Below are 22,963 nucleotides of genomic sequence, written 5' to 3'. Positions count from 1 at the left end.
CCGTGCTGTTGGCGTGACTCGCCGTAAAGGTTCATACCGGCAGCGCGGGCATCTTAAAAGCGAGGGAGCATGAACAGGGAGGTCAGGGAGCAGATCAAGGAGGCCTATCGCTGCATGTGCAGGGAGGCCCGCTACAGGCCAAAGGCTCCGGGCGACGGCTTCGGCAACATCACGGTGCCGCCCGAGGAGCTGGACATGGAGGCGGAGGCACACGCCTACGCCAAAAGCTGGTGGAACGAGGAGGACAAGCAGGACTTCTGGATCGGGTGCTGCGACTTCGAGACCAGGCCGGAGACCATCTTCGCCCTCGAGGCCGCCAGGCTCTTGTGCGGCGCGGAAAGGGAGCCGGCGCTGAGGCTGCTCCAGATGGCCGCGAAGGGCCTGAAGCAGAAAAAGCGACCCGGAGCCGGGAGGGCATGAGATGAGGCTGCCGTGCGGATGCACTCCAGACGCCTCCGGGTACGGCTACTGCGGCGAATGCACCCGGAAGCTACGCGAGAAGGTCTGGGCGAAGATGGACGAGGGACGACGGCGCTACGACCGGACCTTCGACCCGGAGGGCAGCAAGGAGCTGGACGCGGCGATGGGGGAGTACTTCGGCGAGAAGCCCGGGGGGTGCTCGTGCCACATCAATCCGCCGTGCCCGTATTGCACGGGCGAGACGACGGGCGAGAGATAGGGGGCCGAGATGGAAAAGCCGTGCTCGATGCTGGACGACGAGGGATGGATCCAGAGCGTCAGCTGGCGCATTAGCGACGACGAGGAGAGGATCTTCAGGGTGGGGCATGAGATACGGATCGCCGCCCCGGACGGAAGAGAGGACCCCTGCATGATAACCAGGATCGTCGTTTACCGGGAGGCCGGACAGGGCGGGCACGTTCCGTGGGTGGCCGTCTATGTCAGGGACGGCACCAAGGGGAACCTGAGCGTCGAGGAGCGGCTCCTGTGGCGGGCGGACTGCGCCGGGGCCTGCGTCTCGTACGCCTGAGAGGAGGAGCGATGAGGATCTGGGGTGTCGAGCTGGAGATGCTGGTCGATTCCTGCAAGGGCAAGGACAAGGACGACCTGGTGGCCAGGCTGGCGACCGACCTCTTGGAGGCCCGCATGCTGCTGACGCGGAGCAACCTGACCACGTCTCTTGAGGGGCTGTCCGAGCGCAAGCGCCTGAATCTGATAAGCAAGGAGATCTTCGAGTACTTCGAGGAGGGGTGAGAACATGGACAAGGTGAGGACAGCGCGGGCGCGGCTGAACTGCCGGTTCTGCAGGACGGCGACCGTCCACGACTACTCCCACGAGCAGGTTCTTCACGAACGAGTGAGGCGGTCGTGCGGGTGGGAGCTCGAGACGAGCGTCGACCTCTGGTACAAGTGCCGGGCGTGCGGGGGCCAGAGGAGATGGGGCCACGAGCTGGCGGAGAGGCAGAGAAAGGCGGCGAGCTGATGGCCGCCGAGACGGGGCCGGTGGTCGGCACGCTGGGGACGTCGGAGGAGCTGAGAAGATGCGTGCGGTGCGGGGAGATCCGGCTCTTCAAGAGGGGGAGATGCGATGCCTGCGGGAACCGGATCTGCGGGCCGGACGAGAGCGGCTCCGTCTACTCCGAGAGGTGCTCCAGGTGCCGGAGGCTGGTGGCGGCCACGATCGGGGGCCTCTGTGGGGCTTGCGCGGCCAGGGAGGAGCACTCGAGGAGACACAAGAACGGCGTCCTGACGAAGGACGACCGGGCCGAGCGCAACTACGCCAAGGGCCGGTCGGCGTGAAACGCTGCTCGCGCTGTGGGGAGGAGGGGGACAGGCCGGGACAGGCGTACTGCAGGTCGTGCCACGCGAGCTATATGCGGGAACGGCGGAGGGGACTGCCCGCGGGATACCTTCATCTGCCGGAGCCCCAGCGGACGAAGGTCCGGGCGCGAGCATACGCAAATGTCTACCAGAGGCGCGGGCTTATACAGCGGAAGCCGTGCTGCCGCTGCGGGACCGAACGAGCGGAGAAGCACCACCCGGACCACACGAGTCCCTTGCTGGTGGAGTGGATGTGCCGCCCCTGCCATCTCGAGGCGCATCCATAGCATGCCCCCCGAAGACATCCCGCCGATGCCGGGACCGTTCTTCGTCAAGGTCCCCGTCTGCGCCGAGACGCGGGCGAAGAGGACCCGGGCCTACGAGTACCAGACCCCGTGCTTCAAGTGCGGCAAGAAGCTGACCGAGCGCAACGCCTGGGAGGGGATGAAGTGGAAGGTGGTCACGAACGAGGACGGCGTGCCCGACCTCGTCCTGGTGACTCATCTCTTCTGCGCCGGGTGCGCACGGCGGGCGATCTCGTTCTATAAAAAAAAGAGTTGATACGGGTCGTGCTGTGATTATATAAGTACGGGAACGACGGGCGGGAGACCGCCCGACGCCGGGAGCCGGGCAAGCCGTTCCGTAGCAGGGAGGAGCTACCCGGCTTTCCCATCGAGAGGAGAGGCCGCTTGCCAGCAGAAACGAGACGACGATGAGCACCAAGGGCAAGTACCCCTACATGCCGTGGTGGCTGTACGACTACAACGCGGACCCCCGGGTCCAGGCCATGACGGACGACCAGGACCTGGCCTACCGACGGATGCTGGAGGCCTCGTGGGATCTGGGTGCGCTACCAACCGAACCCGAGAAGATCGGGTCGCTGATCCGGTACTCGCGGAGGAAGTTCGCCGCGGTCTGGAAGTACCCCCTGACCGACTGCTGGGAGAAGAACGGGGCCGGGCTCTCAAACCCAAGACTAGAAAGGGAAAGGGAGCGCGTGAGCAGGCTCTACGCGCAGCGCAGGAGGGCCGGGAAGCGCTCTGCCGAGGCACGGAAGAAGGGAACGAGCGTTGAACGAGCGTCCAACGAACGCTCAACGAGCGTTGAACGAGCGTCCAACGATCCATATTCATACTCAGATCTAGATGGAGGTAGTAAGATCAAGAGAGATATTAAGAAAGATCTTGCTTCTATTGAGGGGGGAGGTACGGGAGCGCCCTACGGGCCTCCCGACGCCGCACCCAAGCCCACGGCCGTCACGGGAAGGGTGAAGTGGAACAAGGAAGACCAGAAGCTGGACGCCAGCAAGTCGTTCAAGGAGGAGTTTCTTACCTGCTGGAAGCGCCATTTCTCGAAGGACGAGATCAAGGGGGAGATGGTCAAGGCCACCCGGTGGCTGGTCAAGAACCCGAAGCGTCGGGGGACCCGGAGCCGACTGGACCTGTACCTCCACAACTGGATGGAGAAGGCGCTCGAGGACAGGGAGGCGATGGAGGAGGAGGAGGAGATCACGAGCCGACCGACCCCTCCCGTCGAGCCGTCCAGCAAGTGGTGCAGATCCTGCCGAGAGACCCTGCCGGACCACTCGATGTGGTGCCCGGTGGGAAAGAAGGAGAGAGGAGAGGACGATGCGGATAGCGGTAAACAAGGTCGGGGAGGTGATGACGGCGGAGATCGAGGGGAAGCCGGAGGAGCTGGCGGGGATGATACTGGAGCTGCTGAGCCCGACGGACCAGAGGCTGCTCCGGAGGGCGGCCAAGAAAGCCTCCTCTAGCTGGTTTCCGGAGGAGAAGAAGGCGGAGCCGACCCCCTTGCGGGAGGTGACCTTCGACGGCGACATGCTCCTGGTGCCGAGGTCGTTTCGGACGCATCTGTCGAAGGAGTTCACCGTTTCGCTCGAGTGGCTGAAGGGAGAGATCTCCAAGGCCGAGAACTGGCTGAAGATGCATCCGCGCAGCAAGTACAGGAGCGAGGACAGGCGCAAGAGCGCCGGGCTGGAAGTCTGGCTCACCAACTGGGTGAGGAAGGCGATCAGGTCGTGAACCCGAAGGAGCGGGAGGAGCTGCTGCTGGAGCAGCGACGAGCGGAGGCCAAGGAGGATGTCAAGGAGGAGGAGTCCAGGGCCCTGGTGCCCTCGTCGTCCGTGGTACTGGAGCCCGAGCTGGTCGAGAACGTGCAGGGCCAGGATGAGCTGGAGTTTCGGCGGCGCGAGGAGCGGGCGAAGGAGGCCGAGGCCAGGAAGAAGCCTCTCTTGCGATTGGCCGGGGTCATGGCGGGATGCGTGGAGCTCTACCGCACGGCGCTGGATCCGAGGGTTCTCCTCGATGCGGCCGAGGTGGGGGTGAGCGAGGCCGAGATGGACAAGATGCGCCAAAACATGGATACCTGGGCGAAGGCCGTGATCGAGGAGCGGGAGAGCGAGGACCACGTTCAGCGGAGGAAGAGGCTCCGGGAGCTGAGGGAGAGGCTCTTCCCAAAGCCGCCGCCGCCGGGGTGCGGGTGCCGGGGAACGGGCTTCACCTTCCACGAGGGCGTGACCCTCGTTAGCAAGGACGGGGTCTCCTACAAGGAGATGGACACGGTCCGGATGTGCTCCTGCGAGAAGGGGGACGGCAAGAGGAGGTTCTACAAGACCATGGGCCTGCCGAGGGGACGGCGAGGTGGCAGGCAGGGGCGGTCCCCGAAGGACAGCGGCGAGGTGGATTGGTGAGGGGGCTGCGGATCTCGATGGAGGGGAGGCCGATAGCCTACGCGAGGCCGAGCTTCCAAAGCAAGTCCAACCCGAAGGGGGCAGGGACGCCCCAGTCCAAGCGGGCGCTCCGCGAGCTGACGCTGCTGGTCCAGGGCGCCGTGCGGAGGCTGCCGGACTGGGACCCGACCTTGCCGGTTCGGGTCGACGTGTCGTTCACGTTCGCCAGGCCGAAGGCGGAGGGCGGACGCGGACAGGGACACGGACGGACGGAGATCCTCGTCGAGCAGGTGCGGCCGGGCCACTGGGACACAGGCCACGCCGACGTGGACAACCTGAGCAAGCTGGTGATGGAGGCGCTCCAGCACGGCGGGGCGGTCAAAAACGACATGCAGGTCGTCCGGCTGAAGGGCTGGAAGGTCAAGGAGCGGGTGAGGCATGAGACTGATCAAGGGCGGGATTAGCCCGGGCGACCTGGAGCTGCCGCTCATGCGGCGGGGCATGGGCCGACTCGGGGAGAAGATGCTGGCGGCGCAGAAAAAGGGGGGCGAGGCGCTCGCCATGGTGGCGACCATGCAGGGGGGAATCGGCGAGCTGGTCGACGTCGAGACCATGGCGCTCTCGAGCAGGACCACGCTGGACACCTTCATGCAGACGACCCGGAGCAGGATCCAGGCCCGGATAGCGGCGGGCAACGCGGTGGTCGTGGTGGGCATATCGGTCATGCTGGAGCCGAAGGACAAGGGCGCGGAGGGAGAGCAGAAGGGGCCGGTCAGGGGGGCCGCCGTCTTCGCCGTGAACCGCAAGGAGACGGCGGCGGAGGTGTACGTCGAGGACAGGGAAAAGGCCGTCCGGATGAAGAGGGAGGTCGGCCCGTCTGTCACCGTGATGCTGACCCAGGTGATCCGCAGCCTGTTCGCGGGACTGAGGTGGCCGGTGCTGCAATGAGGCGGATGGCCGCGATCGAGGTGATGGCCGAGAGGCTGGATGGAGCGATCAAGATGAGCGACGAACAACAACCGATGCTGCCGAGCCTGTCGGGGTGGTACGGTCCGACGGACCCCGGCTCGAGGGTGGAGATCATGGACGGGGCCCGGCCCCGCCTGATGGAGACGAAGCCGCTCCTGGTGGGGGAGTGGCCGCCCAAGACGGGGGAGGGACCGCACGGGCCGCTGTCGGCGAGGCCGGCGTGGGTGCTGTGCGCCATCCTGGGGGTGACCTACGAGACCTTCCTGTGCCTGTTCGACCGGGTGAACCTGCTCAAGCACTGGGCGGGGGAGAAGTCGCCCCGGATGTCGACGCTGAAGGTGATGGCGGAGGGCTTCGAGTTTCGAGGCGACCCCGTGATCTTCCTGGGCCGCCGGGTCTGCGACGCCGTGGGGTTCGTCCGCCCCAACTACAATTGGGAGGAGCCGGGCCCGCTCGACCGCCCTTGGCGGGTGGCCGTCCCGCATCCGAGCGGGCGGAACCTGAAGTACAACGAGGGGAACGAGCGCGCCATGGTGAAGGCCGTCCTCGAGCGGTCGCTGCTCTACCACGGACGGCTGTTCCGGGTGGGGGACTACCCCAACGGGAACGGCAGCATGGTCATGCTCCAGACGGGGACGCCGTGGGGGGACGCCGAGCGTCGGCTGAGGCACAGGTCGAAGAGGGAGCGGGGATGACCAAGAAGGTCTGGAAGGGGAGCCGGGACCTGCGGCGGTGGCTGACCCCGATCGAGGGGATCGTCACGAACCCGCGGAACGCCAGGCTGCACACCCAGCGGGACGTGGACGCGACCGCCCGCTCTCTGGACGAACACGGGCAGCAGAAGCCGATCGTCGTGAAGCCGGGGGGCATGCTCCTCGTCGGCGAGGGGCGCCTTCTGGCGGCCCGCTCGCTGGGCTGGACCCACCTCTCGGCGGTGGTCACGGACATCGACGAGGAGAACGAGCGGACGCTGTACATGATCCGGGACAACCGCCTGGCCGAGCTGTCGTCGTGGCACCTCGAGAGGCTGTCGCGCGAGCTGCAGGCCCTGAAGAGGGACCACGGCCTGGCGCTCGAGGAGACGGGGCTCTGGGAGCCGAGCGAGCTGTCGGCGCTGATCGAGGCGGACTGGGAGATGAAGGAGAGGAAGGACCGGGAGGCGGCGGAGCGGGGGGCACCGCTCATGCTGACCACCGGGGAGAGGGAGGTCGTCGACCGGGCCGTGGCAAAGATGCGGGAGGAGCTCGGGGACGAGAAGCAAGAGCACTCGGAGGGCGCGGTGATCGGCGCGATCTGCCGCGTCTTCGTCGTGGAAGCGAGGAACCAGGATGAGATGGAAGGGGAACCGGGCTCTGAAGGAGCTGCTGGTGGAGACCAGGCTGGTCCGCCCGAATAAGCACAACGTCAGGAAGCACGGCAAGCCGGACGTGAGGGCGCTGTCGCTGTCGCTCAACGAGCACGGACAGCAGACGCCGATCGTGGTGGCCCGGGAGAAGGACGACCTGGTGCTGCTGGCGGGGGAGGGGACGCTGGACGCGGCCCTGCTCCTGGAGTGGGACCACGTGGCCGCCGTGATAAGCGACATCGACGAGGAGGGCCAGCAGCGGCTGTACATGCTGCGGGACAACCGGACGGCGGAGCTGTCGGGGTGGAACCTGGACGAGCTGGAGCGGAGCATGAGGAGCCTGAACGATGCCGGGATGCTGGAGCCGGCGCAGCTCTGGGAGGGCTACGAGATCAAGGCCTTCCTGTCCTCGGGAACGTGGACGCCCCCGACGACCAGCTCATACGTGCCGGGGACGACGACGGCCTCCGGGGGAGGCGGGGAGGGGGGACCTTCCGTGCCGATGTCGGCGCCCATCCGGCTGACCGTGGCGGAGCGGAACGTGATCGAGGCGGCGGTCCTCGAGGTGCGCTGCTCGGAGCGCGACCCGGAGATCCGGGAGGGCCGCGCGGTGGAGCTGATATGCCTGAACTTCCTGGCTTGATCGCATCGCTTACATCGGTCCCTACGACCCCGGCGACCCCCGGCTCCCCCGCCGACCCGGACGCAAGGCACGACGCAGGGCAAACGCACGGAAAACGCAGGGCAAGACGCACAAAGGGCACGAAACGCATGAAAAACGCAGGGCAAAACGCAGGGGAGAGATCGCATCGTCTTACATCGCTTACATCGACCCCCGCGACCCCGGGCGTCTCCGGGACGATGCGGGGAGGGAGGTAGACGAGATGGAAGAGGGCGGGGCCGTGGTGATACTGAGCGGCGGGATGGACTCGACGACGCTGCTCTACTGGATGCTGGAAAAGATGCCGGACGGTCGCCGCCTGGAGGCGCTGAGCTTCGACTACGGGCAGCGGCACCGGCGGGAGCTGGAGCACGCGGCGCTCGTGTGCGAGGCCGCCCGGGTGCCCCACGAGGTGGTAGACCTGTCGGAGATCCGGGACTGCCTCCGGGGCAGCGCGCTCACGGACGACGGGGTGGCGGTGCCGCACGGGCACTACCAGGACGCGAGCATGAAGGAGACGGTCGTGCCGAACCGGAACATGATCTTGCTGTCGGTGGCGGCGGGCTACTGCTTTGCCTGGGGGAAGAGGATGCTGGCCTACGCCGCGCACGCGGGCGACCACGCCATCTACCCGGACTGCCGCCCGGGGTTCATCGAGGCCATGCGGGGCGTGCTGGCGGTGGCCCACTACGAGCCGCTCATGCTCCTGACGCCGTTCTCCGCGATGACCAAGGCCGACATCGTCCGGGAGGGCGACAGGCTGAGGGTGCCGTGGGAGCTGACGTACAGCTGCTACGAGGGAGGGGATCTTCATTGCGGAAGGTGCGGGACCTGCACGGAGAGGCGGGAGGCCTTCGGCCTGGCCGACTCCGGGGACCCGACGAGGTACGCCAGATGACGCTGCTCTACCTGGCCAGCAATCCGGGGGCCGCGAAGACATTTCGGGAGATGAGGGGCCGGTGGGACGAGCTGCGGATGGGGATGCTGGTGGCGTTCCCCTACCTGCAGGGGATGAGAAACCTGATCGCCAAGCACGAGATCCGGCCCCGATGCTGGATGCTGGACTCGGGGGCCTACAGCGCGTGGTGCAGCGGCAAGGAGATCGACATGGAGGCGCTGACGGAGGAGAGCAAGAGCCCGTTCTGGGACGAGGCCGTGGCGCTGGACGCGATCGGTGACCCGCAGCGCTCGCTGGAGAACGCGCTCCGGATGAAGGAGAACGGCTCGCCGGCCTTCCCGGTGCACCACATCGGGGAGTCGCTGGAGCTGCTGGACGAGTACGCCCGGCACTTCCGGAAGGTGGGGCTGTCTTGCCGGTTCGGGGAGCCGGTGCCGGATTCGATGAGGTACCTGGAGGGCTGCTTCTCGCGGCACTGGCCGATGCGATACCATTCCTTCGGCTGGGTCTCGAGGAGGATGCTGCTCACGTTCCCGTTCGAGACGGCGGACACGGCGACCTGGACGAGGGCGCCGAGCGCCTGGGGCACGTGGACGATGTCTTTCAGGGGCCGGCTGCCAATACAGGGGCACCGGGATCTTAGGCCCGAGGTGGACGCGTATCAGCGACTTCAGGATGAGGTCGCGTGGAGATGGAGGAGGGAGCTCGATGGAGCAAACGACCAAGTATCTGGGAAGGCAGACGAACAAGCCGCTGGCGGCAAGTGAGCTGGACGCGTTCAACTGGGACGAGCAGATGATGGGGACGCGCCCGCCAGTCGTTTCGTTCGAGACGGACGAGTTCACGCACATCTGCCCGGTGACGAGCCAGCCGGACTTCGGGCACCTGAAGATCACCTACCGGCCGTTCGAGAGGCTGCTGGAGACCAAGAGCCTCAAGCTGTACCTGATGGGCTTCCGGACGAGGGAGAGCTTCGACGAGCGCCTGGTGGCGGAGATCGCCCTCGGGCTGTTCAAGAGGCTCGAGCCGGTGTGGGTGGAGGTGACGGGGACCTTCAAGTCGCGGGGGGGGATCAGGCTTAGGGCGACTAAGCTGCTTCCCGATCCCGTGGGCAGGACGAAGCTCGCCGCCAAGGAGAAGAAGCCATGTACTCGGTGACCAAGGAGATGAGGTTCGAGGCGGCCCACTGCCTGACCAAGCACGACGGCCAATGCTCCAACCCGCACGGCCACTCCTGGCTGGTCCGGGTAACCGTGGAGGGGGAGAGGCTCTGCCGGGGCGGACCCAAGGAGGGGATGCTGATCGACTACGGCGAACTGGGTGCGCTCATGAGGGAGGTGGTCGAGCCGCTGGACCACACCAACCTCAACGAGGAGCTGAACTTCTACCCGACCTCGGAGATGCTGGCGAAGTACATCTTCGAATGGCTCCAGGACGCCCTGACCACGAACCAATACCAGGGGTGCTGGCTTCGGGAGGTGGAGGTGCAGGAGACGGAGGGGAACCGCTGCTCGTACACGTCGGGCAGACGACCATAAAAGCCAAATCAAGGGAGGAAGTGGGATGAGAAACTACACGCTCGAGCTACCGATCACGCTGAACGAGGCGGAGATCGCGGAGAGGGGACGGACCCTGGCGCTGGTGGCGCTTCAGGCCGCCAAGCTGGAGGGGGAGATCGACGACGTCAAGAGGAGGACCAAGGTGCAGGTCGACGCCCTGAAGGACGACGTCACGCACCACCGGCTGCGGATCAAGGCCCTCGCCCGGGCCGTGCGCAAGGGGGTCGAGGTCGGGACCGTGGAGGTGCGCGCCGTGGTGGCGGAGGACAACTCGAAGGTCGAGATCGTGCGGACGGACACGGGGGAGATCGTGGAGATGCGGCCCCTGACCGACGAGGACCGCCAGATGCAGATCGAGGAGGTCCTTGACCGCGTGGAGGAGGAGACCAAGCGGATGGAGCGCGAGCATCAGGAAGACGAGGACGACCTCGAGGAGCCGGAGGAGGAAGCGGAGGACGCGGAGCCGGGCAAGGACAGCGAGCCGCCCGAGGACGAGGAGTCGGGAGCGGCCGACCAGATCGGATCGTAGGCCGATGGCTCGGGTCAGGAGGAAGGGCTACATCTTCACGGGGCCGCTCCTTTCTCGGTGGCTGACCGAGGACAAGGGGAGGGAGTGGCGGCATCCCTACCGGATCGTGAGGGGACTGCCGAAGGGGGCCAAGTTCGTGCAAGCGCTGCCGGCCGCCGGTGGCCTGATGGCGGTCTTCGAGCACGAGTCCTTCGCTTCCTTCGACGAGGAGAAGGAGGCGATTCCCCTGGACGACATTCAGATTCAGACGCCAGGCTGGCAGATGACCTGGATCCTGGACTGGCTGTACAAGAACCGGGAGGAGCCTTACGGCGACGATGCGGCGAGGTACTGGGACAAGCTGGCCTCCTTGTTCGAGCTGGAAGAGGAGGAGGAGCCGGAGAGCGATGGCCTGTAGCTCGAGATGCAGGGGCGCCACGAGCCGGAGGTGCCGATGCTCTTGCGGCGGGGCGAACCACGCCACGGGACAGCCGGCCGAGCACGAACGGCAGGGACTCCTGCCACTGGGATGGAGGCATGATGCAGAGCTACACGGTGAAGGAGATCTTCTACTCCCTCCAGGGGGAGGGGGCGAGGGCGGGGACGGCAAACGTCTTCGTCCGGTTCGCGGGGTGTAACCTCGACTGCGCGATCTTCGACGAGGGCTTCGACTGCGACACGGACTTCTCGGGGGGCAAGCCGATGACCGGCGACTACATCGTGCGGGCGGCCCGCGGCCTGGGGTACGGCTGTCGGTGGGTCCTCTTCACGGGAGGGGAGCCCGCCCTCCAGCTCGACCAGGAGCTGGTCGACCGCTTCCACGGCGACGGCTGGGCGGTGGCGGTGGAGACCAACGGGACGAGGCACCTTCCGGACGGGATCGACTGGATCGCGATGTCGCCCAAGACGGACGACGACCAGATCGCGGTCTGGGACGCGGACGAGATCCGCTACGTCCTCGTCCCCGGGCTGCGGCTGCCGGAGAAGATACCCCACAACGGGACGAAGGTGCCTATGCTCTACGCGAGCCCGGCGTTCGAGGGGGACGTGCTGCCACCCGACAACCTGGCGTGGTGCCTGGAGCAGGTGAAGCGCAACCCGGAGGACCGGCCCGGGCCGTGGGGATGGCGGCTGTCGGTGCAGCAGCACAAGGGATGGGGGATACGATGAGGCTCAAGGACGGGTTCAGGGTGGGGCCGAGCGTGGCCGCCAAGAACCACATCCGGGAGGTGATGCTCGAGCTCGGGCTGGACGTGGACTCGGACGGCCTGAAGGACACGCCGGACAGGGTGGTCCGGATGCTCCACGAGATGACGGAGGGCTACCTGAGCGAGCCGGGGGACATCCTGAAGAAGCAATTCGAGGCCGACTACGACGAGATGGTCGTGGTCAAGGACGTGCCGGTCGGGAGCCTATGCGAGCACCACCTGCTGCCGTTCCACGGGGTGGCGCACGTGGGCTACCTGCCGCAGGGGAAGGTGGTCGGGCTCTCGAAGATACCGCGCCTCGTTCGCTGCCTCTCGCAGCGACTCCAGATCCAGGAGCGGCTGACGAGGGAGATCGCCCTGGCGATCGAGGAGGGCCTGGCCCCGGGAGGCGTCGGGGTCGTGATCCGGGCCATGCACACCTGCATGCACATGAGGGGCATCCGCTCCGAGGGGGACATGGTGACCTCGTGCATGCTGGGCTCTTTTCGGACGGAGCCGGAGACCCGCGGGGAGTTCCTGGCTTTCTTGGACCGATGAGCATTGGAGCTGCGTCGTACATGGGGGAGGAAGGGCCGGTCGTTGGAAACTCGCTTCATACAGGGAACCGGGGGAGCCGTTCGTGAAAAGCGGCGTCATACAGAAAGCGGGGGAGGACCGGCGTTGAAAGGGCCCGTCATTCGGGGGGCCGGAGAAGCCCTTTTCCGAAGCAGCGCGTCGTACAGAGAGCGGGGAGGCCCCGTTCTTGAAAGGTCGCGTCGTACGGAGAGCCGGAGACCCGGGAGCCCGGGAGGGGTTTCTGGAAAAAGAGGGGCGGAAAGCGCGCCGCCTGGTTATATAATCATGCGAGGAGGTAGACGACAATGCGAGGACTAAACAAGGTACAGATCATCGGAAACCTGGGACGCGACCCGGACATCCGATACACCCGGAGCGGGACCTGCGTGGCCAACTGCTCCGTCGCGGTCAACGAGCAGTGGACCAAGGACGGGGAGAAGCAGGAGCGCGTCGAGTGGGTGCGCTGCGTGCTGTGGAACAAGGTCGGCGAGATCGCCGAGAAGTACCTGCACAAGGGCGACCAGATCTACTTCGAGGGACGGCTCCAGACCCGCGAGTGGGAGGACAAGTCCGGGAACAAGCGACAGACCACGGAGGTCAACGTCGACACGATGCTGATGCTCGGCAGCAAGGGCGGGCCGAACGCCCGGGTCGAGCAGCCCGTCCATCCGGACGGGGCACAGGCGGCGGGTCCGGAAGAGACGGACGACGTTCCTTTCTAACACGGGGCCGCCGCCGGAAAGGCGAGGATGGCGAAGAAGGAGAAGCAGAAGGGGGCACCGGCCAAGAGGAAGAGGTCGATCGGGCGTCGGCACTCGCTGACGCCCGAGCTGGTGGAGCGCATATGCCAGAAGGTCCGCCAGGTGCACTACAACAAGCAGGCCATCGAGTCGCTGGGGTACTCCGAGCGCTCGCTCTACAACTGGCTGGGGCGGGGCGAGGACGAGCTGGAGAGGATGGAGGCCCGGGGGCTGGTACGCTCCAAGCGGGGCGAGGAGGTCTTCGTGCAGCTGGTCCGGGAGGTCAGGCAGGCCCGCGCCGACAACCAGGCCGCCCACGCGACCAACATACAGCGGGCGGGCCTCGGGGCGGAGGCCGAGTACCTGAGGGACGAGAAGGGAAAGCTCCTCCTGGACAAGGACGGACAGCCCCACCTCCTGAGGCCGGCACAGGCGCCGTGCTGGCAGGCATCGGCACGCTACCTCGAGGCCGTGGACCCGGAGAAGTGGGGCCGCAAGATCAGGACCGAGCTGACGACCCCGGAGGGAGGACCGACCGAGCTTCGGATCACGGTCGTCAAGAAGCGGGAGATCCCAGAGGACCTGCGCCCCAAAGACTAGGCCATGGCGAGGCTGGGGGGCGCGCTCGACATCCGTCTCCACGAGGGACAGATCGACGCGTGGGAGAGCGAGGCAAGATTCAAGACCATAGCCGCCGGGAGGCGGTGGGGAAAGAGCGAGTTCGGCGTATGGTGGGCACTGGAAAAGGCGAGACGCGACCAGGTGGAGAGGGTCAGCCCCTCCATCGGCTGGTACGTGGCGCCGACCTACAAGGTGGCCCGACCCGTCTGGCGGAAGTTCGAGCGCCTGGCCCCGAAGGGCTGGATCACGAAGATGATCGGGACGGAGCGCGCCCCGGACGCCATGGACATGGGCCACGTCCGCATCGAGTTCAAGACGGCCGAGAAGCCGGAGAACCTGGTGGCCGAGGGTCTGAGGTGGGTCTGGATCGACGAGGCCGGCATCGTCGACGAGAGGGTCTGGAGCGAGTCGCTGCGACCGGCACTCATGGACTTCAAGGGCCCGGCCCTCTTCTCGGGAACGCCAAAGGGGCACAACTGGTTCCACAAGGTATGGGCCTACGGGAAGGACCCCGAGTATCCGAGCTACGCCTCGTTCGGGGGACCCTCGTTCGAGAACCCGTGGCTGGAAGAGAGCGAGCTCCGGTCGGTGATGCAGGACCTGGTGCCGCGGCTGGTCAAGCAGGAGATATTCGCGGAGTTCTTGAGGACGGACGAGGGGGAGGTCTTCCAGAAGGTCAAGGAGGCCCAGCTCGCCGCCCAGATGATGTTCCCCAACACAAGCGGGTACTGCAACCACCCGACGTTCTGCGTGGGGGTGGACCTGGGGTTTCGGGTGGACTTCACGGTCGCGTACGGGGTGTGCAGGCACGGGCACCCCACGGGGATAAGCCGGTTCCAGCTCCCGTGGCCCAACACGAAGGAGCGCCTGCACATGATCTCGCAGGAGACGGGCAGGCCCCGCTTTTTCGTGGACCAGAGCGGGGTCGGCCTGCCGATCGTCCAGGACCTGGAGAGGGAGGGGCTGAGGATCGAGGGCGTGGAGACGGGGGCGAGGAAGATTCCGCTCATCGACGGCCTGGCGATCGCGCTGAACAACCTGGACATCCTGATCCCGTCGGACGAGGACGGGGCGGTGATGTACAACGAGCTGATCTCGTTCGGGTTCGAGATGACGAAGGCGGGGAACATCCGCTACAACGCGCCGGAGGGGATGCACGACGATTGCGTGATCGCGGCGGCGCTCGCGGCCTACGGCCTCCTGAACGCCCCGCTGGCGGCGAGGCTCTGGTGACGGACGGCTGCCGCTATTGCGAGGCCTGCGGCGATTGCATTCGGTGCTTCGGCGAGGATCGGTGCCATGGAACGGACGACGGAAAGCACGCGGAGCCCGCGTGACCAAGGATATTCGGACCCGGTACGACTGGGTGCCGGGCCGGGAGGGACGCCTTCTGGCGCCGGAGGGCAGCAAGTCCATGGCCCAGGCGGTCTCGGTCGGGGTGCTGAGCCACGACACGCTCCGGATCTTGTACGAGGACGGGAGGCTGTACGGCCAGGCGCTTTACGACGCGACCTGGCGATACGGGGATGGAGGAAGCGGTGGTCACAGATAAGACGTTCGCGCTGATCACGGAGGACGAGAGGCCGATCCACCAGCTGCTCGGCGCGGGCGACACGTTCGACTACATGGTGGGGAAGGTCTTCGTCTCGGCACAGGGGGTTCATTCTTGCGAGGCAATCACCCCCTACTTCGAGCGGGACGGGGAGCTGTGGTTTGCGATCATGCGCAGGGGCGCCGTCTGGCGGCGGGTGATCGCGCAGGCGGTCACGGCGGTGGAGTACAAGGAGGCGGAAGGATGAAGGGAGGCGCGATGTGCGAATGCTGACGCTGCCGCCGAGCGAGAAGGGCGGCCACGACCACGTGATGGAGCTCGGAGACGAGACCAACACCGTGGTCGTCAACCGATGGGACGAGAAGGAGGGGCCGGTCGAGGAGCGGCACGACTGGGACAAGCTGGCCGAGGTCTTCGTCCTGGGCGAGCGTCGCTGCATGTCCGAGCAGGAGTGGGCGGACCACCTTCGCGAGGTGAGGCTCCGGCGACAGAAAAACGAGATCCCGAGCAAGGAGCCGCTGACCATGGAGAAGCTACGGGACATCGCGGCGACCTTCGCCGAGCTGGAACCGCGCATGCCAAAGTACGGGATCTGGTTCTCCATGTTCGCGGAAGACGACGCGTACGTGATGAGGACGCCGGGCTGGGTCGTGGTCCTCATCCCGGACGGCTGGCGCGAGAGGTGGAACGAGGTGCCGGAGCCGAGGATCCCGGAGCTGACGCGGGAGGAGTTCAACTGCTTTCTGGGGCAGTGGGAGAGGAGCGTGCGGAATCACTTTCTGAACGACCCGGCGGCGCCAGAGCCGCTTTGAGCGCCTAGACTTATACTAGGATCGGGGGTAACATGGCGGTCAGAGGGCAAATCCATGATAGACCAAGAACTTCTGCTGGCGACCTGCGGGCCGTGCCAGGGGGGCCGACACGAGGAGTGCCGGGTGGTCGTGTACCAAGGGCCGAACTGGGAGCTGCGCTGCCGATGTTACCTGAGGGGACACTATGCTGAACAGACGATCGTTCATGAAGAGGCTGAGCGGCGGTACGGCTGCCGCCTGGGCAGCACTCAGATGGAAGGCGCCCGAGCCGCCCCCGCAATCTACGTCGGAGCCTGCTCCTGCGTCCTCTGCGCCTAAGCGGAGCCCGAAGCCCGGCCACGATGGGCCGGTGCCGCGGCACTGGGCGAAGTGCAAGATCGACGGGAAGTCGCACCGGCTCCGGGAGGTCGTGGGGCCGACCGTGCAACGCTGCGACGTGGACGAGCTGTCCTTCCAGACCGTTCCGGTTCACGACGAGGTGGAGATGGTGCTCTGGTGGGGCGACCGCCGGGCGCGGCAGCTGCTCAACATCATGAAGAGGCGCCGCAAGGTGGAGTTCTGGATCGAGAGGGACTACGACTCCGTCGAGATGTACGGATACATCACTCGGCTCTCGGCGGAGGAGGGGACCGAGTCGCCCAGCGGCTATCCCGAGATGAGGGTCTACCTCAAGCCGAGGCCACCGATCTATCGCGTGGGGGGGAGAGCATGAGCCGAAAACGCAGACTGCCGCACCAGCGGACGACCGCGGCCTCGGCAAGGACGGGCTGCGTTCGCATCCGCCTCCTGAGCGGGCGAAACATCTGGTACAACATCAACGGGGTCCCGCCTTCCTATCTGCGGATCCTGATCCCCCCGGAGAAGAAGCCGCCCCAGGGAGTCAAGCCGCCCCCGGGCCGGAAGACCGTGTGCAAGCGGAGTGGCCTCGACCGATACGAGGAGATGACGGTCAAGGAGATGGTCAAGGCCGGCCTGATCAAAAAGTCCGATACGGATGGCCACGAGCTGGACAAGAAGCCGTCCCCGCTGATCCTTCCTTGACGAAACCCCCTGACCTGTAGTATTCACTACCGCCAGGGAGGGAGGGGACCATGAGACGACTCAATCTGCTTCTAGCCTACCTGATGATCGCTATTCCGCCGCTGCTGGCCATCTTCGGGTCCGCGTGCCTGGACTCGCGGCAGACGACGCCCACCGGGGTCGAGGCGCCCACGCCGGAGGAGACGGAGCCTGCCGCGACCCAGCCCGCCGGGTCCGGGCCGACCGGCCTGCTCGAGGTGTCGACCAGCCGCCACGACGGCGCGATCCACGCCCGCGTGACCAACACCACGCCCGAGCCGGTGGCCGTGCTTCTCTGTAGCTACGACTGCGGGGAGACGGAGGACTGCCGGACCGCCCTGCAGACGCTCTACCGCCGGACCAAGAGGAAGGTCATCCAGCCCAACACCGGGGCGCTGCTGTCCCGGGAGCTGGCCTGCTTCTTTCAGTGGGACGTTCTCCGGGAGAACGACCCGCGCGAGACCAAGCCGGTCACGTGCCCCGAGACCTACCGGTGGGGACAGGACTACCCCGGACTCGAGCTCCTGGAGGCCGACACGGGGAACCGGAGCTGCGTCACCACCACCACGACGATCCCCGAGCCGGAGAAGTGGTGCGACCCGGAGCGGAAGTGCATCAAGTGGGGCTGGGTCTTCCTATACACGCCGCAATGTCACCAGGTCTGCGTGGAGTGGGCGACGGAGGAGACCCAGATGTACGGGCGCTTTCCTGGCCCGGAGGGGTGTCCCCCGAGCTACGCGGGGAGATGCGACGGACGGTCCGCCGCCGTCCAGTGCCCGGACTAGCCGCCGTCCTCTAGATTTTATCCTTGAGGTGCGCCAGGGGCGCATGATTATATAAGTAGTCGTGCGCGCAAGAGCCAGAAACGCATTTAATATCTTAACGAAAATCGCCGATCGTTTAATTTTGAGATGGCGGATTCGTTTAATACTGAAATGTCTCGCTAAGTGGCTGGACGGCGAGGGACTTGGCGGCACGCCTCGGCCGACAAAATCTGTTACCGACCGACAAAATCTGGTAGGTCTCCTCTCCCTTCCCGCACCCCCGATCTCGCTAAGTGCTTGCCGACGAACGAGAAAATATTTCCGCCAGCTCGCCCGATTCTGGTATGCGTCTTGTATATGTAATATTCCATTATGACAAGGGAAAACAAAGCAAAAGGAGACAGGGCGATGGCAAAGACAATCGGGAACAGCGGAACAAGCAGCAACTCACTTCATCACGACCTGATGGAGGCCCGGAAGTCGCGGAGGGAACAGCGACGGATACGAGCGACCAACTTCCACACCAAGGCGAGGGAGCTGAGCGTGATGGCGGACGAGATCAAGGACGGGCTGGACGAGACCCGGGACCACGCGGTGGCGTGGGACAGCGTGGCGCAGCTCGAGGCGGTTCGGGTGGACCTGGCCAACGCGCTGGCGAAGCTGGACGCGATCAACGGCAATTCGTAGGGGAAACGAGATGAACCACGGGAGAGTCGAGGAGTGTCGGGGGGCTACCGACAAGCCGAGCGGGCCAGAGCGCACCGTAACCGGCGACGGAGGAGCCACCTCGGCGCCCCTGGGCTTTCCCAGGAAGCAGGCGACTTTCTTTGGGGAGAGGAGAGGACGATGTACGTAGTCAACAAGTCTCAGGTGGATCTGATGAAGGGGAATCGGGGGCTGGTGACCGAGGCGAGCGACGTCGGGCTGGCCCCCGGCGACTGGCCGCAGACCATCGCCGTTCTGGACGACCGGAACGAGGGCTACCTCTTTTTCCGCGGCGCGAGGATCGACAACCACGGCGACCTCGGAGGCTTCAACTACCGCACCCGCGACGGGCGCTTTGCGCTGACGGTCTTCAACGACTGAGGAGGACGGACCGATGAAGGACGAGCATCTGCTGGTGCAGCTGGAGCGCAACTACTGCTCCGGGTGCGAGTGGGAGGACGAGCACGGGACCGACACGGCCTACCGTCCGCAGCACGAGTGCGGGAAGCCGACCCGGCCCGCGCCGGAGGGCTCCGTGGTGGAGGCGACCAGGCCGAGGCAGGAGGAGAGCTGATGGCGATCGAGTGGACGGAGACGCCTAGCTCGGACGACCCGGCTGGCCAGGCCCAGCACATGATGGACTACTGCAAGGTCGAGGCCCTGCGGGCCATCGCCGAGCAGCTGGAGGACCTGCGGAGAGCGGTCGACTTCAACAGCACCGCCCTGGAGAAGACCATGATCGAGATACGGAGGGCGCGGGGGTGACGAAGCGAAGCCGCTGCCGGCACGACCGGGTCTACCGGGAGAGGGGGCCAAGGACGGTCCTCGTCGACCGGCTGGAGTTCAACGACGGGAAGGACCCGAACCTCTACCTGGCACTGGTCGTGGTCGAGGTGTGCTTGCGTTGCGGGCGGCGACGGGAGATCCCGTTCCTGAAGGGAGGCGCAAAGAGCCGTGAATGAAGAAACAGCGAAAGAGGTGATGCAGACCCTGTGTCACAAGGAGGCCCTCGGCGGAGGCTGGCGAGATCCAGGGCACGTGGCAACCACGACCATCTCCCAACGCCTACGCCAGAAGGACTGGCACTTCGAGTACGTGGCCCTGGTGGAGCTACATCTACATCGCGGGGTTCCGGGCATAGATCGCTTCTGCGGGATCAAGGACATCACGGACGCCGGGATCTGGTTCTACGACGGGGACGGCCACATCGACGAAAACTGCTGGCGGCTGTACCTGATCCCTTGGCACTTGGTCACGGGGATGGTCGTCCATCAAGTATCGTGAGGAGGCCAAGGCCATGAGGTTCGTCGGGGCAAGCGGGCGCGTCTTCGAGACCACCCTGGACGACTTTGTCTTCACGAAGGAGCCGCCGATCACGCTCCCCGGCCTGGTGGAGTATCGCATCGACGGCAAGGCGGTGGACCTGGCGACGTTCGAGAGGGAGATGGACGAGGAGCTGGAGGTTCGGGTCCAGGAGCTGGAGACGAAGAGAGACCTCCTGATCGGGATCGCCTTATTGGCCGCCGCCGCGACGTGCGGGATCGGTCTCGGCGCCTGCCTGGCGGGGCGGCTGGGGCTGCTGTGAGGGAGGACGACATGCCGAAGATCGAAGAGTGCGGAGACGGCTGGTACATCGCCGGTCACAGGGAGGGCGTGGTCGAGGTGCTGGAGGCGGCCCTGCCGTCCGGCGCCCGGATGAGGCTGGAACACATCGAGGGCTCGGAGGAGATCTGGCTCGAGCCCTGCAATGTGGCGCTCAAGGTGCAGAGCTGGGACGAGAGGAAGGGCGAGTACAAGACGGCCCGCTGGGAAAAGCTGGACGACCTGCGCTCGACGGACCTGGTCGGCATCGCGGCCCTGCTGCTGGTGGCCGACGACCACCTGAACGTGGTGGAGAAGCTGCCCCGCTGGTGGGAGTTCTGGAAGAGGAGGAGGAGAGACGATGGGCGAACAAGTGGAGAGGCTGCGGACAGCAAGAAGCGATGGGACCGGCCCCGCGCCACCCACGCCGATGAAGGAGGCGCTCGCGAACCTGATGGGCCCGGAGGTGGCGTCGAGGACGATCGAGACCTTTCGGCTGATGGAGGTGGCGGAGGCTGAGATCGCCCTGGCGCAGGAGGAGAACCCGCTTCTCGCGCCGGTCCTGAAGGAGTCTTTCCTGGCGCTTACCCCGACGACCTATCTCCGGGGGCGGGAGGACCGGCTCTACCCGGCGCACTGCAAGGAGATCCTGCGCCGGGTCGTGGAGGGCGAGGACCTTCGGGAGCCGACCCGGGCGGAGATGATCGGGCTCGTGGCCGAGACCTCCCTCGTGGCCGTGCCGACCCGCGTCGGATGCGCACTCTACTTCCGGCTGTTCCGGGAGCTGTTCCCCGAGCGCGAGGACCTCTTCTCGGAGGTCGACGGGGTGGCCCCGAGCGTGACCAGGGGAGAGATGGGCCACTACACCGGGGACGTCGACGACCTCGAGCGCGACATGCGGCGGAAGATGAAGCGCGAGATCGCGGGATCGGTCCGGGGAAGGGGGAGGCCGTGAAGGAGCTTAGCCGGAAGCCGAGGTGGCGCAGGACGATCTATTGCTCTCCGGCCTGCGGATTCGGATGTACTCGGGTCCAATACGAGCTAGCGGTCAGCCGAGGAGAGAGGCTGGCGAGGAGTCTCGGAGAGGACTGGAAGCCCCGAATCTGGGAGAACGTCGGCTGGCGCTACTGCGCGAGGCGAGGCGGACTGGAGGTTCATCCGGCAGGCTCAGGCTACATCGCAATTTTAGGTGAGCCGGATAGTCCCGGCGAGCGCTGGTGCGAGCCTGGAGACACCCCGGAGAATGCGATCCGGAAGGTTGTCGAGGTGGCGAAGGAGGAGATCGCGGGCCTCCAGGCGATCCTGGAGAAGGCGGGGGTGCTCTGATGAAGGTATACCGGGGAACCAAGAAGCTGTTCGGGTCCGGCGGCGAGGTCTACGTCGTCCACGCCGTGGAGACGGACGAGGCCGGGAAAGAGGAGAAGCGACCGCTGACCTGGAGGGGGAAGCACTCCCCGGATGGCTTCGCCTGGGGCTACGGAGGGAGCGGACCCGCCGAGCTGGCCCTATCGATACTCGAGGACCACATGGGGGACGAGAGGCCCCTGCCGGAGTTCTATCAGGCGTTCAAGCGAGAGATGATCGAGCCGCTGGACAGGGGCGCGGACTTCGAGCTGAGCGAGAAGCAGGTCGAGGAGTGGGTCCAGGGGTGGCTGGCTAAGAACTGGGGGAGCCGGTGATGATGGACGTCTTTTGGGCGGCGCTGTTTCTCTTGCTTGTCGCCGTCTTCGTCCTCGGGCTCGCCATGCTGGTCGGCGGGGCCGCGAAGCTCGGGGGGCCGGAGGACCCGAGAACAAGGAGGAAAGACGATGGATCCAAATGAGGCACTGAGAAAGCTCCTTCGAGCCATCCAAGAACAGGATCGCGATGAGGCCCTGGAGGCGACGCACGATCTGTATACGTGGCTCGAGATGAAGGGGTTTCTCCCCGATTGGAAGGTGATCCGTGAGTTCCAAGATTGAATGGACGGACGAGACCTGGAACCCGGCCACGGGGTGCTCGAAGGTGAGCCCCGGGTGCCTGAACTGCTACGCGGAGCGCCAGTCGAAGAGAAACGTCCGGAGGGAGTGGAAGCCCTGGACGCCGGAGAACGTCCAGACGAACCTCCGCGTCCACCCATACACGCTGACGGCGCCCTTCCGGTGGTACGAGCCGAGGCGGGTCTTCGTCTGCTCGATGGGGGACCTGTTCCACGAGCAGCTGCCGGTCGGCTTCGTCGCGGACGTCTTCGGGGTCATGGCGGTGGCCCACTGGCACACCTTCCAGGTGCTCACGAAGAGGCCGGAGGCGATGCGGAGGTTCCTGGCGGGCGGGGGGATCAAGGTCAGCGCGAGGACGGAGATCGAGCTGCGAGCCAGGGAGTGGGCATCGGTCCTGAAGGACGGGACCTTCCGGGCGCGGAACCGCGGGATCCGGTACGACGTGGAGTGGCCGCTCCCGAACGTATGGCTCGGGGTGTCGACCGAGGGACAGCGGGAGGCGGACCGTCGGATCCCGATTCTCCTGGAGACGCCGGCGGCGCGCCGGTTCATCTCCGCGGAGCCGCTGCTCGACCCATTGGATCTCAGCGCATCGGTCTGGCAGACATGCTGGGAAAAGCATCCGCATGAGGGTGAGTGCGTGGAGGGACCGAGCCTCGACTGGGTGATCGCCGGGGGGGAGAGCGGGCCGTACGCGAGGCCCTCGGACCCGGGCTGGTTCCGGGACCTTCGGGACCAGTGCCGACAGGCGGGCGTCCCGTTCTTCATGAAGCAGATGGGGACGGCCTGGGCCCGGAGCAACGGCGGGGACCTGGGTCGCTACGCGCACAACTCCGAGGGGGGCCACCCGGGGGAGTGGCCGGGGGAGCTGAGGGTGAGGGAGTATCTGGAACCGCCCGGACGACGCACGCAAAACGCACAAACGCACGAAACGCACGGGAAACCGCACCAAAAACGCAGCTAAACTGCACGGGCGAAC

Annotated in this window: 45 protein-coding genes; all 45 read left to right on the top strand. The window is 66.1% G+C overall.

Annotation, left to right across the window (positions count from 1 at the left end; all coding sequences use genetic code 11):
- The first annotated feature begins 69 nt into the window (after positions 1-69).
- Entirely contained in the window at positions 70-420 is a 351-nt protein-coding gene (locus GY769_08060; GenBank protein MCP4201872.1) for a hypothetical protein, read from the top strand.
- A gap of 1 nt (position 421) precedes the next feature.
- Complete coding sequence (locus GY769_08055) at positions 422-679, top strand: hypothetical protein (GenBank protein ID MCP4201871.1); 258 nt, start codon at positions 422-424, stop codon at positions 677-679.
- 27 nt (positions 680-706) lie between these two features.
- Positions 707-988 carry a hypothetical protein gene (locus tag GY769_08050; protein ID MCP4201870.1) on the top strand — a complete coding sequence of 94 codons (282 nt, stop codon included), beginning with the start codon at positions 707-709 and terminating at the stop codon, positions 986-988.
- An 11-nt stretch (positions 989-999) separates the two neighbouring features.
- Positions 1,000-1,212 carry a hypothetical protein gene (locus tag GY769_08045; GenBank protein MCP4201869.1) on the top strand — a complete coding sequence of 71 codons (213 nt, stop codon included), beginning with the start codon at positions 1,000-1,002 and terminating at the stop codon, positions 1,210-1,212.
- 4 nt (positions 1,213-1,216) lie between these two features.
- A complete protein-coding gene (locus GY769_08040; GenBank protein MCP4201868.1) occupies positions 1,217-1,441 on the top strand; it encodes a hypothetical protein in 225 nt (74 codons plus the stop codon).
- Complete coding sequence (locus tag GY769_08035; protein MCP4201867.1) at positions 1,441-1,758, top strand: hypothetical protein; 318 nt, start codon at positions 1,441-1,443, stop codon at positions 1,756-1,758. The genes GY769_08040 and GY769_08035 overlap by 1 nt, the downstream gene beginning before the upstream one ends.
- Positions 1,759-2,067: 309 nt before the next feature.
- Positions 2,068-2,340: a hypothetical protein gene (locus tag GY769_08030; protein ID MCP4201866.1), complete on the top strand. Its 273-nt coding sequence runs from the start codon at positions 2,068-2,070 to the stop codon at positions 2,338-2,340.
- Positions 2,341-2,491: 151 nt separating this feature from the next.
- Positions 2,492-3,553 carry a hypothetical protein gene (locus GY769_08025; protein ID MCP4201865.1) on the top strand — a complete coding sequence of 354 codons (1,062 nt, stop codon included), beginning with the start codon at positions 2,492-2,494 and terminating at the stop codon, positions 3,551-3,553.
- Between the two features lie 37 nt (positions 3,554-3,590).
- A complete protein-coding gene (locus tag GY769_08020; protein ID MCP4201864.1) occupies positions 3,591-3,821 on the top strand; it encodes a hypothetical protein in 231 nt (76 codons plus the stop codon).
- Complete coding sequence (locus GY769_08015) at positions 3,818-4,489, top strand: hypothetical protein (GenBank protein MCP4201863.1); 672 nt, start codon at positions 3,818-3,820, stop codon at positions 4,487-4,489. The genes GY769_08020 and GY769_08015 overlap by 4 nt, the downstream gene beginning before the upstream one ends.
- A gap of 17 nt (positions 4,490-4,506) precedes the next feature.
- The gene (locus tag GY769_08010) at positions 4,507-4,932 is read left to right on the top strand and encodes a RusA family crossover junction endodeoxyribonuclease (protein MCP4201862.1); all 426 of its coding nucleotides are present in this window, start codon (positions 4,507-4,509) and stop codon (positions 4,930-4,932) included.
- Entirely contained in the window at positions 4,907-5,416 is a 510-nt protein-coding gene (locus tag GY769_08005; GenBank protein MCP4201861.1) for a hypothetical protein, read from the top strand. The genes GY769_08010 and GY769_08005 overlap by 26 nt, the downstream gene beginning before the upstream one ends.
- Before the next feature lie 5 nt (positions 5,417-5,421).
- Positions 5,422-6,132, top strand: a complete 711-nt coding sequence (locus GY769_08000; GenBank protein ID MCP4201860.1) for a hypothetical protein — start codon at positions 5,422-5,424, stop codon at positions 6,130-6,132.
- Entirely contained in the window at positions 6,129-6,833 is a 705-nt protein-coding gene (locus GY769_07995) for a ParB N-terminal domain-containing protein (GenBank protein MCP4201859.1), read from the top strand. The genes GY769_08000 and GY769_07995 overlap by 4 nt, the downstream gene beginning before the upstream one ends.
- On the top strand, positions 6,766-7,425 hold the full coding sequence (locus tag GY769_07990; GenBank protein MCP4201858.1) for a ParB N-terminal domain-containing protein: 660 nt from the start codon (positions 6,766-6,768) through the stop codon (positions 7,423-7,425). Before GY769_07995 ends, GY769_07990 begins: the two co-directional genes overlap by 68 nt.
- A gap of 241 nt (positions 7,426-7,666) precedes the next feature.
- Positions 7,667-8,341, top strand: coding sequence for a 7-cyano-7-deazaguanine synthase QueC (gene queC / locus GY769_07985; GenBank protein ID MCP4201857.1), 675 nt, complete (start codon positions 7,667-7,669; stop codon positions 8,339-8,341).
- The gene (locus GY769_07980; GenBank protein MCP4201856.1) at positions 8,338-9,108 is read left to right on the top strand and encodes a hypothetical protein; all 771 of its coding nucleotides are present in this window, start codon (positions 8,338-8,340) and stop codon (positions 9,106-9,108) included. Before queC ends, GY769_07980 begins: the two co-directional genes overlap by 4 nt.
- The gene (gene queF, locus GY769_07975) at positions 9,050-9,499 is read left to right on the top strand and encodes a preQ(1) synthase (GenBank protein MCP4201855.1); all 450 of its coding nucleotides are present in this window, start codon (positions 9,050-9,052) and stop codon (positions 9,497-9,499) included. Before GY769_07980 ends, queF begins: the two co-directional genes overlap by 59 nt.
- Positions 9,487-9,879: a 6-carboxytetrahydropterin synthase QueD gene (queD, locus tag GY769_07970; GenBank protein MCP4201854.1), complete on the top strand. Its 393-nt coding sequence runs from the start codon at positions 9,487-9,489 to the stop codon at positions 9,877-9,879. The genes queF and queD overlap by 13 nt, the downstream gene beginning before the upstream one ends.
- Before the next feature lie 25 nt (positions 9,880-9,904).
- Positions 9,905-10,429, top strand: a complete 525-nt coding sequence (locus GY769_07965; GenBank protein MCP4201853.1) for a hypothetical protein — start codon at positions 9,905-9,907, stop codon at positions 10,427-10,429.
- Positions 10,430-10,433: 4 nt separating this feature from the next.
- Positions 10,434-10,826 (top strand): hypothetical protein, encoded by a 393-nt coding sequence (locus tag GY769_07960; GenBank protein MCP4201852.1) that lies wholly within the window; start codon positions 10,434-10,436, stop codon positions 10,824-10,826.
- Positions 10,827-10,945: 119 nt separating this feature from the next.
- A complete protein-coding gene (locus GY769_07955; GenBank protein MCP4201851.1) occupies positions 10,946-11,578 on the top strand; it encodes a 4Fe-4S cluster-binding domain-containing protein in 633 nt (210 codons plus the stop codon).
- Complete coding sequence (gene folE / locus GY769_07950; GenBank protein ID MCP4201850.1) at positions 11,575-12,153, top strand: GTP cyclohydrolase I FolE; 579 nt, start codon at positions 11,575-11,577, stop codon at positions 12,151-12,153. The genes GY769_07955 and folE overlap by 4 nt, the downstream gene beginning before the upstream one ends.
- 323 nt (positions 12,154-12,476) lie before the next feature.
- A complete protein-coding gene (locus GY769_07945; GenBank protein MCP4201849.1) occupies positions 12,477-12,893 on the top strand; it encodes a single-stranded DNA-binding protein in 417 nt (138 codons plus the stop codon).
- A gap of 27 nt (positions 12,894-12,920) precedes the next feature.
- Positions 12,921-13,511 carry a hypothetical protein gene (locus GY769_07940; protein ID MCP4201848.1) on the top strand — a complete coding sequence of 197 codons (591 nt, stop codon included), beginning with the start codon at positions 12,921-12,923 and terminating at the stop codon, positions 13,509-13,511.
- A gap of 3 nt (positions 13,512-13,514) precedes the next feature.
- Positions 13,515-14,765 carry a hypothetical protein gene (locus GY769_07935; GenBank protein MCP4201847.1) on the top strand — a complete coding sequence of 417 codons (1,251 nt, stop codon included), beginning with the start codon at positions 13,515-13,517 and terminating at the stop codon, positions 14,763-14,765.
- A 100-nt stretch (positions 14,766-14,865) separates the two neighbouring features.
- A complete protein-coding gene (locus tag GY769_07930; GenBank protein MCP4201846.1) occupies positions 14,866-15,084 on the top strand; it encodes a hypothetical protein in 219 nt (72 codons plus the stop codon).
- Positions 15,071-15,331, top strand: coding sequence for a hypothetical protein (locus GY769_07925; GenBank protein MCP4201845.1), 261 nt, complete (start codon positions 15,071-15,073; stop codon positions 15,329-15,331). The genes GY769_07930 and GY769_07925 overlap by 14 nt, the downstream gene beginning before the upstream one ends.
- Before the next feature lie 13 nt (positions 15,332-15,344).
- Complete coding sequence (locus GY769_07920; GenBank protein ID MCP4201844.1) at positions 15,345-15,896, top strand: hypothetical protein; 552 nt, start codon at positions 15,345-15,347, stop codon at positions 15,894-15,896.
- A 349-nt stretch (positions 15,897-16,245) separates the two neighbouring features.
- Complete coding sequence (locus GY769_07915; GenBank protein MCP4201843.1) at positions 16,246-16,608, top strand: hypothetical protein; 363 nt, start codon at positions 16,246-16,248, stop codon at positions 16,606-16,608.
- On the top strand, positions 16,605-16,937 hold the full coding sequence (locus tag GY769_07910) for a hypothetical protein (protein MCP4201842.1): 333 nt from the start codon (positions 16,605-16,607) through the stop codon (positions 16,935-16,937). Before GY769_07915 ends, GY769_07910 begins: the two co-directional genes overlap by 4 nt.
- Before the next feature lie 50 nt (positions 16,938-16,987).
- On the top strand, positions 16,988-17,740 hold the full coding sequence (locus GY769_07905) for a hypothetical protein (protein ID MCP4201841.1): 753 nt from the start codon (positions 16,988-16,990) through the stop codon (positions 17,738-17,740).
- A gap of 387 nt (positions 17,741-18,127) precedes the next feature.
- Positions 18,128-18,406: a hypothetical protein gene (locus GY769_07900; protein MCP4201840.1), complete on the top strand. Its 279-nt coding sequence runs from the start codon at positions 18,128-18,130 to the stop codon at positions 18,404-18,406.
- Between the two features lie 159 nt (positions 18,407-18,565).
- Positions 18,566-18,805 (top strand): hypothetical protein, encoded by a 240-nt coding sequence (locus GY769_07895; GenBank protein ID MCP4201839.1) that lies wholly within the window; start codon positions 18,566-18,568, stop codon positions 18,803-18,805.
- A 13-nt stretch (positions 18,806-18,818) separates the two neighbouring features.
- Positions 18,819-18,998, top strand: a complete 180-nt coding sequence (locus tag GY769_07890) for a hypothetical protein (protein ID MCP4201838.1) — start codon at positions 18,819-18,821, stop codon at positions 18,996-18,998.
- Complete coding sequence (locus GY769_07885; protein ID MCP4201837.1) at positions 18,998-19,189, top strand: hypothetical protein; 192 nt, start codon at positions 18,998-19,000, stop codon at positions 19,187-19,189. The genes GY769_07890 and GY769_07885 overlap by 1 nt, the downstream gene beginning before the upstream one ends.
- The gene (locus tag GY769_07880; GenBank protein MCP4201836.1) at positions 19,186-19,386 is read left to right on the top strand and encodes a hypothetical protein; all 201 of its coding nucleotides are present in this window, start codon (positions 19,186-19,188) and stop codon (positions 19,384-19,386) included. Before GY769_07885 ends, GY769_07880 begins: the two co-directional genes overlap by 4 nt.
- The gene (locus tag GY769_07875; protein ID MCP4201835.1) at positions 19,379-19,708 is read left to right on the top strand and encodes a hypothetical protein; all 330 of its coding nucleotides are present in this window, start codon (positions 19,379-19,381) and stop codon (positions 19,706-19,708) included. Before GY769_07880 ends, GY769_07875 begins: the two co-directional genes overlap by 8 nt.
- A gap of 13 nt (positions 19,709-19,721) precedes the next feature.
- Positions 19,722-20,009: a hypothetical protein gene (locus GY769_07870; GenBank protein MCP4201834.1), complete on the top strand. Its 288-nt coding sequence runs from the start codon at positions 19,722-19,724 to the stop codon at positions 20,007-20,009.
- 11 nt (positions 20,010-20,020) lie between these two features.
- Positions 20,021-20,524 carry a hypothetical protein gene (locus tag GY769_07865; GenBank protein ID MCP4201833.1) on the top strand — a complete coding sequence of 168 codons (504 nt, stop codon included), beginning with the start codon at positions 20,021-20,023 and terminating at the stop codon, positions 20,522-20,524.
- Positions 20,511-20,960, top strand: a complete 450-nt coding sequence (locus GY769_07860; GenBank protein ID MCP4201832.1) for a hypothetical protein — start codon at positions 20,511-20,513, stop codon at positions 20,958-20,960. Before GY769_07865 ends, GY769_07860 begins: the two co-directional genes overlap by 14 nt.
- On the top strand, positions 20,957-21,331 hold the full coding sequence (locus GY769_07855; protein MCP4201831.1) for a hypothetical protein: 375 nt from the start codon (positions 20,957-20,959) through the stop codon (positions 21,329-21,331). The genes GY769_07860 and GY769_07855 overlap by 4 nt, the downstream gene beginning before the upstream one ends.
- Positions 21,332-21,683: 352 nt before the next feature.
- A complete protein-coding gene (locus GY769_07850) occupies positions 21,684-21,827 on the top strand; it encodes a hypothetical protein (GenBank protein MCP4201830.1) in 144 nt (47 codons plus the stop codon).
- Positions 21,814-21,966 (top strand): hypothetical protein, encoded by a 153-nt coding sequence (locus GY769_07845; GenBank protein MCP4201829.1) that lies wholly within the window; start codon positions 21,814-21,816, stop codon positions 21,964-21,966. The genes GY769_07850 and GY769_07845 overlap by 14 nt, the downstream gene beginning before the upstream one ends.
- The gene (locus tag GY769_07840) at positions 21,950-22,948 is read left to right on the top strand and encodes a phage Gp37/Gp68 family protein (protein ID MCP4201828.1); all 999 of its coding nucleotides are present in this window, start codon (positions 21,950-21,952) and stop codon (positions 22,946-22,948) included. The genes GY769_07845 and GY769_07840 overlap by 17 nt, the downstream gene beginning before the upstream one ends.
- Positions 22,949-22,963: the final 15 nt, after the last annotated feature.

The sequence above is a fragment of the bacterium genome (genome assembly GCA_024224155.1).
Taxonomy (GTDB): Bacteria; Acidobacteriota; Thermoanaerobaculia; order Multivoradales; family JAHEKO01; genus CALZIK01.
This window is presented reverse-complemented; position numbering and strand designations above follow the sequence as displayed.